This is a genomic window from Yersinia sp. 1252 StPb PI (genome assembly GCF_048593885.1).
Lineage (GTDB): Bacteria > Pseudomonadota > Gammaproteobacteria > Enterobacterales > Enterobacteriaceae > Yersinia > Yersinia enterocolitica_E.
Genome location: NZ_JAZGQE010000197.1, coordinates 1 through 7,974, shown reverse-complemented (window position 1 = coordinate 7,974; position 7,974 = coordinate 1). Strand labels below are relative to the sequence as shown.

Genomic DNA, 7,974 nt, shown 5'->3' with positions numbered 1-7,974 from the left:
CGAGAGTTTTAAACTAATCCCTAGTCAAAACTATCTATTACAAAATTTAGGACTATTTAATTTTAAGCCGAGCGCAACGCGCAGCATTGCAGTTGATTATCTGGTTTCAGATAATGCTATTATTAATACAGAAACTATGCGCTATGGGACTGATCAGAATACCACTATTTTAGATCGTTACAGCTCATATAATATAGAGATCCCACATTTCTACCGTCAGGATGTTGTAACACCTGAAGCATTCCAGTCACGCCGCGCCATGGGGACGGATTCTGAACGGACTGTAACCAGTGTAATCATTGATTATCTAGATAAACATCACACAGCGTACCGCCGTACAACAGAGCAATTACTTGCAAAATGCCTGTTTAAAAACACTGTAGATGCAACTAAAACGGAAAACCCGAATATCAATTGGGTAGATACGTTCGGATTCTCCCAACAGGTAGCTACTGTTGATCTCGCTTCTGCTTCGACTGATGTCCCAATGTGGCTCGATGATGTAATGGTTAAGCTCAGAAATGTTCAGGGGAATCTATCAACAGCAATGCAGGATACTATTGTGTTTTGCGGCAGCAACTTCTATAGCAAGTTACGCTTCCATGCCAGCGTAAAAGAGCTTTTCACTTTTACAAGCGCAGCCGATAACAGCAACAATATTATTACCACCTACAAAGAAGCTGCAAATTTGTCTGGATTCAGTATGTTCCGTTTTATGGACATGACGTTTATTCGTGTAGAAGATGCAAGCTATGGTATTGACACTAATGAAGCATATTTTGTACCTAAGTTTTCACCCAATACTACTCCTTATGTAGGTTATTTCGGACCAGCTTCTAGGAATATGGATGTAGCACAGATGTCACCGCAACGTGTTTATTCATATCGGACTTACACAGATATGCAGATGGTAAACGTTCATAATGAACATAGCTTATTGCCAGCCTCTCTTCTACCCAATGTTGTTCTAAAAGCTACCAACACAGCAAGCTAAATGGATTTTAGAGAGTTTGTAATAGCTCTCTATTTTTATCTATGGCTAATGCTACTAATTAACTGGGGGGTATATTTTCCTCCAGTCTTTATTATAATTTTATTGTGCTTTATAGAAAAATAGAGGGTAAGTTTATGCAACTAAAAATAGAAGACAATTCAGGACGTGTAATTAAATGTATTCGTGGTGATGAGACTATATTGAACTTATTGAATGTACGGCAATTAGCACGTTTTCTTAAAATTAACGAATCTACGCTTAATTGGCGACTTAAAAATGGGTATAGCTTGTTTCGAGCAATATCAGAGCCTGTATCTAAATAATAAAAGCTCAGTCTTAAAAAGGCTGGGCTTTTTATTTATCTGAGAAAAACAATAAACAATAATAAAAGGAAGATAAACAATGATCATAACAGCCGCCACGTTACGGAATATCGTTAAATTTGATACTGATATCCAAAGCTTAAAACGTGTCAGAGATTCCATGAAACGGCTGAAGAAAGAATCAACAGGGATAGTAGGAAGCATTTCTCCAGCCTCTGCCAATAAAGCCGTAGCAAGTGCAAAAGCTGTAGCATCTCAACAGATGGCAGCTATGAACAAAGTTAAATCGGGTTTTGGCACTGGTATAGTGGGTACGCCATCAACCAAGGATTGGGCAGCGGTGACAGCATCACAAATGAAACAAATGAATAGCGTGGGTAAAACAGCCACCCGTCAGGCAAAAGAAGCTGCATTAGCTGAGAAACGTAAATTACAGTTAAAGAAGCAAGCCGCAGAGACCACCAAGCGCGAGATAAACAGCGCCATGAAATTACGTGACGTTGCTTTTTCAATCTCTCGCATGGAACAACTGGGGGTAGGTCAACGTTATAAGGCTATTGCACAGGCCAAACAGCTTGCTAATGAGTACAAGAAAGGAAATCTTGATCTATCTGAAATGAATCAGCAGATGAAGTTCCTGATTGCCAATACTCGCAGAGCAGAGGCCACAGCCAGACGATTGAAAAGAGAAACAGCCAAAACAGCAAAAGCAGAAAGCCGTAAAGGTGGTGCTCTGTTGGGGGTGGGCTTGGGTGGGTATGCTGCCGCTGGCGCTGTAGGTGGTGCTTATGCAGCGTACAGCAGTGCTTCTTCATCTGTAGACCGTGCCAAGGAAATTAATAAATTAAATAAAGCAGGAACAATAAATTCCTATGAGAGCCAAGCTCTGATGCGCCTGGTTGAAAATAAAGGGATAGACGCCAACTTAGAAAATATTCTTTCTGATGTCTTAGAAAAAAAGGGTGAATTAACGTCCCAAGGAACGTTTGATAAGAAGACCGGCAAACTAAAAGGCGGTGGCGAGCTGACAGACACGTATAACGATTTGTTTAAGCCGTTGGGCTATACCCTCAAAGATATAGAAAAGATGGCTCCTACAGAGTTCATTGTGCAAATGAAACTTAATGCAAAAGCTTTGAAGAAATCAGCGGCTGAACAAAAATATTACGAAGAAACGGTTAATGATCTCTCAAGAGTAAGTGGACTCTTTGCCAATAACGGCGATGAAGTAATCTCAACCATTATTGATATGAAGTCTAAAGGCCAAATGCTCTCTGACGAACAGTTATCTAGTCTAACCAAACTCCGTGAATGGGGTATCGCAGTTAGTTATGCTTCACAAACCCTAAGCGATAAATTCTCCATCAGCCTCAGCAATGCAATGGGTGGGACAGACGGACTTGCTGAGGCGATGCGCCAGTTAACACCTCTTGTCGAGGGATTGGGCAAAATCATCGCAAATATAATCAAGCTTACTGGTTTCTCTGTTAATCAGCTTGCTGAACCAAAGACAAAAGCAGAATTATTCCAGAGTGTTAAAGAACCATCAAAGAGATTGAATTCTAACTCAAATCTGATTATGGGTCTGAGTGCTTGGGAACTGTTGAAGAATCAGTTTAAAGATAGTAAACCCGTTGCAAACAACATGACTCCACAGGCTATGATTCCATCTGCGGCAGCAATGCGACCACAGCCTTATCAAGCTAGTAGTCAGTACCAAGCACCAGTAAACCATATAACTGTTAAACCTGCGGACGTGCATATTAGTACAGACGTGGGGCGTTTAGAGGGGGTTTTTTCTGTACTAGCAGATAACAAGATTGCTAGCTATGACGAACGTCAGATGAACGATTTAATTACCTCATACCCAGCACGATAGTTTATAAATGAACAGAAGGCGGGTTAATCCCCGCCTTTTATCTAACAAAGGTTGTCTTCTAATTTATAATTTATCATTTCAATATATCCCGCTAACTCCTTCATAAGCGCACCTCTGCTATACGTCCTGAAAGCCTCTGTCTTTGCCTTTTGCTCTGCATGGCCTGTTATAGCTCCTATCCGTTGCTCCGGCACTCCTAGCCTATCTAATTCCGTGATGAACATCCCCCTTAAACTGTGGAAAACTTGCCTATCAGAAGCTAGAGGTAACACACTATTCCTGAGTCTTGTAAATTTCTGACTGTAATATGGGCCTGTTTTGCCATCTTTACGTTTGACCAGATTTGCATGGGTTAATAGATATTCGCCATTAGCCATAGAAAGATACTTATCCACTATGTCAATAAGTTTTGAATGGATTGGAACATATCTTATTGCTGATTTGGTCTTGCCCTTGGTAATGTTAAAGCAGCGGATACCCTCAATCGTGATAGTTTCAATTATTTTTAAACTACAAATTTCATCTAATCTCATACCTGAATATAATCCGATCAGTATCACGTCCCTTATTTCTTCTTCTGCTTCAAGTAATAAAGTTTCAATTTGATGTGATTCAAATGGTTCATAGCTAACGATGCTACGCTTTGCTTCGAGATTATGGCCTTGAAATGGATTAAGCGGGGGAATGTTGTCATACCGACGCATAGCAAATTCATATAGCCCACTCAAGGAAGATAGCCAGTTTTGTAATGTCTGAGGGGATAACCCATCTTTACCTTGATAATCAAGGAATTCAGCAACCATCCTACGACCAATTAAGTCTACTGATATGTCCGCTTTGCCTATGCTATTGAGAAATATATCTACCGCTCTAGCTGTTTTACTGAGGGTAGAGAGTGCTCTACGTTCATCATAAGTTGATAGATATTCATCCCGTAAGGTTCCCAGTTTAGGAATCAAACTCACAGGCTTACTTTTTGATTCATTTCTTGCAGAGATGCCTTTTTTGGGTTTACTGGCTGCTTGCTTAACCAGACTATGCAACCCAGCGACGCCGCGCTGTATCTTGATAGAATGAGTATCCGGCTTCAGTTGAGATTTGAGCTTATTCCACTCAATAATCATGTGGTCTCTAAAATCTCTAGCTTTTTCAATATCCCTTGTCCCTGCACTTCTACGTATAACCCTTTTACCTTCTGAGATATGCCGCATATAAGCAGGAACGAAGACTTGGAAAATCCAAAGTCCCGTTGAATCTTGATAAAGATACATATTGCCCTTGATAGCCATAATTAGTTCCCCTATTATGCCGCTATCAGTTGTCTAGGACTGGTACAATGTTGAGATAGAGTGAACGAGAGCTTCCCAAGCTCTATACGAGGGTTCGATTCCCTTCACCCGCTCCAATCTAACGTCTCGCAGTATCTCCCGAAGTACATCAAATCCAGTCATAGTAAGATTTAGGCCACTGTTGTTGTCTCTTGACGGCTATTGTTGCTCACGGGAATCCACATACAAACGTGTATAGTTATCTGTATAGAGATTCTCTACACTCCAAATTCTATACACATCATGTTTTATACACTCTGGATTCTATACACATCGCACTCACGGACCTTGAGATACGCTGTGCAAAACCCCAAGAGAAGCCCTACACCAAAGCGGATGGTAATGGATTGTCTCTGCTGGTGGAGCCAAATGGCTCGAAAGGTTGGCGCTTCAGATACCGTTTTGCTGGCAAACCTAAAATGCTTTCATTGGGCACTTAGCAGACCGGTCAACAGAGAACCCGGCGCATCTTTCGATGCCCCCGTCCAGCCCACCATTGCTTTTTCACAGGTGTAACTGTACCCGCACATAGTAACCGCCTGCGCGGTTGTGCGCTCTGTTTTGACTCGGGCTGCTAAACCCAGCAACGGATTTTGCCGCTGCGAGGGCACTATATCCGGCCATTCTCGACTGTTCAATTAACCAGTGGTAAATTAGGACAAACATTTTTGTAGATGCGAGAGGGGCCGCATTTGTGGGTGTAATATGTATGTAATGCATCGATATCAATTATTATTTGGATTCAAAAATCAGTTTTTAATAAGATTAAAATTAGTAAATAATTAGGTTTCCGTGTTGACCATACTTACATATAGCTCTACTATTTGACAATAACAGCGGATGTGATCACTTATAAAAGTGAGGAAACGATGGTCAAGGTTGACTGGTCGAGGAAAGCGGTTAAGCAGTTACTTTCAATAGATGTCAGATATCGAAAATCCATCAGTGAATAAACTGACAAATTTCCCTGCTGTTGATTTGGATATCAAAAAGTTACAGACCAGTGATAGCCAATATCGGATGCGAGTGGGGAATTACAGGATTATTTTTCAGATTATAGAGGGAACCCCTGTGATATGTACGATCCAGGAAGTTAAACGTAGAACCACAACGACCTATTAGTAGGCTGGCTCAGTAGATTTCCTCTCAAAGGCATGGTGTTATTTTTCTAAACTAAGGTGAATAAGATGGCAAAACTACAATACATTCATGATGAAGCAGGAGAGCCTCAGTTTGTGGTCTTACCCATTGCCGAATACCAGCAACTTATCTCTAATGCGAAGTACGATGATATTCCCTATGTTGCTGATCACGATGATGATCAGACCATCCCGAATGAAGTTGTTCAAATCATGGTAAACGATGGTGTCAGTTTGCTGGCTGCATGGCGTATCTACCGTGGCTTTTCGCAATATGAAATAGCAGAACTGCTTGGCACCACCCAATCTGCTGTATCCCAATGGGAAGCCGTAGATTCTCGCCCACAAAAGAAAACCAGAGAGAAATTAGCAGAAATTTATAAATGCCGGGCAGCACAGATGATTTTGTAAATGCTGTAATAAAAATTACTGGCTTCGTCACCTCAATAACCATAACTCATTGATATTTGTTAAATTATCTGCAAAACAAACCTACTAGGTTATTTTCTTGCTATAAATAACCTAGTAGGTTATGTTTATTGAGTGAAACTTGCTCAAGGATGGCAATGAAATGGAGAAACGGACTCCGCATACTCGTTTACTAAAAGTAAAAGAATTGGTATTGAAAGGGAATGTTAAATCGACTCGAACTGCCAGAGATGGCGCTGAAGAGCTGGGGCTGAGTTTTAGGGATATGTGTGATGTAGTTTGCGAACTGACTAGCGCCGATTTTTATAAAAGTATGACGATACATCAAGATCATACGATTTGGCAGGATGTTTACCGCCCCATGCTTTCGTGCGGTAGAGTTTATTTGAAAATCACGGTTATCGATGATGTTTTGATTGTCTCGTTTAAGGAGCTTTAATGATGAAATGTCCAGTTTGTGGTGGTGCAGAATTAATCCACGAAGCGCGTGACGTCCCCTTTACCTATAAAGGGCGTAAGTTCATCGTCGAAGGCGTGATAGGACAACATTGCCCGGCATGCGGTGAAACAATCATGACTGAAGCTGAGTCCGATACCTATGCAGCAAAAACAATGCTTTTGCGAAAAATGGTTAATACAGAATCGATTGCACCCGCATATATTGTGCAGGTGCGAAAAAAATTGGGTCTAAACCAGCGGGAAGCTAGTGAGATTTTTGGAGGTGGAGTGAATGCTTTTTCGCGTTACGAAAAGGGTAAAGCGTTGCCACACCCATCAACGATAAAATTGTTGCAAGTGCTTGATAAACACCCTGAGTTATTGAATGAAATCAGGTAGTTGTTTGGGGGACAAGATACTTTTTAATGTGATTTTTGCGGCTGATGGGATAGGGATATAACGCAACGGCCCACCCCCCATCTTCCCCCCCACTATTCACCCCCTTCACCAGGCAACAAGATCACCCCCACAACCCGCACCCGCTCTGGCCTCAGCCTCTCTGAACACTCCCCCTCAGACTCTTCAGCAACTGTTCAGGTGTTCAGTTTTTAATACCTGCCATCCACGAATTAATGAATACTGACTGAACAGTTATTAGTAAACTATTCAGTCGGTTTTTATCTTTGTATTTCAATTAATTAAATCTATTTCTGAACACTCTGAATAAGCCAGAGGTGAGAAATAATTAGTAGGGTGGCTCTTCCGGTTGCGGATGGTGGGGCAGTGCCAGGGCGGGGAGCCAGTCTTTGGCGGTGTCGGATAAATCCATGTTGTAGCGGAAGCCTTTGTCGGTCCTGGCTTTTTTGTATTCTGCGCCGAATTCTTTCATTACTTTGGGAAAGTCTTTGCCGAATTTGGTCAACGATAATGAACGCTGATGGCCGTAAGCTTCCATATAGGCCAGATACGCGTGATACAGATAAATGCGTGGGGCGCGGATCACGCCGAGCGCGTCCTGAATCAGTAACGGCGGTGACACTGGCCTGGCATCCGTCAATTCTATCAGCAGCCAGTTAGCTATCTGCGCCTGACTCATCGCGGGGTGGAGACGTGAAATTCGCTCAATCAACTCCCTGACACTGATAAATTCCCGCTACTTTGCCTTGAGCTTTTCCGCTGGGTTTATCATGAGATTACTCCTGTTATCTCTGGTTGGCCCTGCTTTGAATGATACCGAACATAATAGTTCAAAGTGAAAGTAGTAGGGGGGTGGTGCTGATCTCAGTTCGGTATACAGTGATATTCAATAGGATGTATCGCCACGGATTTTTGAGATAATCATAACGTTACTTTTGAGATAATCTACAAATGATAATCTGTTAACATAATGGCTATAAAGTGTTTTTTAATCTCTTTTTAAGATAATGATATTTACATATTTGAG

7 protein-coding genes and 2 pseudogenes are annotated in these 7,974 nt (G+C 41.6%); 7 read left to right on the top strand and 2 right to left on the bottom strand.

The window, feature by feature from the left end; translation table 11 throughout:
• Both V2A85_RS20180 and V2A85_RS20175 read left to right on the top strand, forming a co-directional pair.
• On the top strand, nt 1-994 hold a 994-nt coding region (locus tag V2A85_RS20180; RefSeq protein ID WP_420072188.1), incomplete at its 5' end, for a major capsid protein.
• A 402-nt stretch (nt 995-1,396) separates the two neighbouring features.
• On the top strand, nt 1,397-3,196 hold the full coding sequence (locus V2A85_RS20175; protein WP_420072187.1) for a hypothetical protein: 1,800 nt from the start codon (nt 1,397-1,399) through the stop codon (nt 3,194-3,196).
• A 41-nt stretch (nt 3,197-3,237) separates the two neighbouring features.
• Here the strand turns inward: V2A85_RS20175 and V2A85_RS20170 are convergent, their stop codons facing one another.
• Nucleotides 3,238-4,485, bottom strand: coding sequence for a tyrosine-type recombinase/integrase (locus tag V2A85_RS20170; protein ID WP_420072186.1), 1,248 nt, complete (start codon nt 4,483-4,485; stop codon nt 3,238-3,240).
• 311 nt (nt 4,486-4,796) lie between these two features.
• Here V2A85_RS20170 and V2A85_RS20165 point away from each other — a divergent pair.
• From V2A85_RS20165 to V2A85_RS20145, 5 genes and pseudogenes are all read left to right on the top strand, one after another.
• A pseudogene (locus V2A85_RS20165) lies at nt 4,797-4,958 on the top strand (Arm DNA-binding domain-containing protein); the annotation flags it as partial.
• Nucleotides 4,959-5,393: 435 nt separating this feature from the next.
• Nucleotides 5,394-5,646: pseudogene (locus V2A85_RS20160) on the top strand (type II toxin-antitoxin system RelE family toxin).
• A gap of 65 nt (nt 5,647-5,711) precedes the next feature.
• Complete coding sequence (locus V2A85_RS20155; protein WP_049611876.1) at nt 5,712-6,074, top strand: helix-turn-helix domain-containing protein; 363 nt, start codon at nt 5,712-5,714, stop codon at nt 6,072-6,074.
• Between the two features lie 160 nt (nt 6,075-6,234).
• A complete protein-coding gene (locus V2A85_RS20150; RefSeq protein WP_420072185.1) occupies nt 6,235-6,531 on the top strand; it encodes a type II toxin-antitoxin system MqsR family toxin in 297 nt (98 codons plus the stop codon).
• Nucleotides 6,531-6,929, top strand: a complete 399-nt coding sequence (locus tag V2A85_RS20145; RefSeq protein WP_049562359.1) for a type II toxin-antitoxin system MqsA family antitoxin — start codon at nt 6,531-6,533, stop codon at nt 6,927-6,929. The genes V2A85_RS20150 and V2A85_RS20145 overlap by 1 nt, the downstream gene beginning before the upstream one ends.
• A 346-nt stretch (nt 6,930-7,275) precedes the next feature.
• On the opposite strand, the gene V2A85_RS20140 is transcribed toward V2A85_RS20145, so the two are convergent.
• Nucleotides 7,276-7,674: a winged helix-turn-helix domain-containing protein gene (locus V2A85_RS20140; protein WP_420072189.1), complete on the bottom strand. Its 399-nt coding sequence runs from the start codon at nt 7,672-7,674 to the stop codon at nt 7,276-7,278.
• Nucleotides 7,675-7,974: the final 300 nt, after the last annotated feature.

What these genes read in the sequence shown, in the direction of transcription:
- V2A85_RS20175 (WP_420072187.1), top strand. Translation starts at nt 1,397, where the DNA reads ATGATCATAACAGCCGCCACGTTACGGAATATCGTTAAATTTGATACT.
- V2A85_RS20170 (WP_420072186.1), bottom strand. Translation starts at nt 4,485, where the DNA reads ATGGCTATCAAGGGCAATATGTATCTTTATCAAGATTCAACGGGACTT.
- V2A85_RS20155 (WP_049611876.1), top strand. Translation starts at nt 5,712, where the DNA reads ATGGCAAAACTACAATACATTCATGATGAAGCAGGAGAGCCTCAGTTT.
- V2A85_RS20150 (WP_420072185.1), top strand. Translation starts at nt 6,235, where the DNA reads ATGGAGAAACGGACTCCGCATACTCGTTTACTAAAAGTAAAAGAATTG.
- V2A85_RS20145 (WP_049562359.1), top strand. Translation starts at nt 6,531, where the DNA reads ATGATGAAATGTCCAGTTTGTGGTGGTGCAGAATTAATCCACGAAGCG.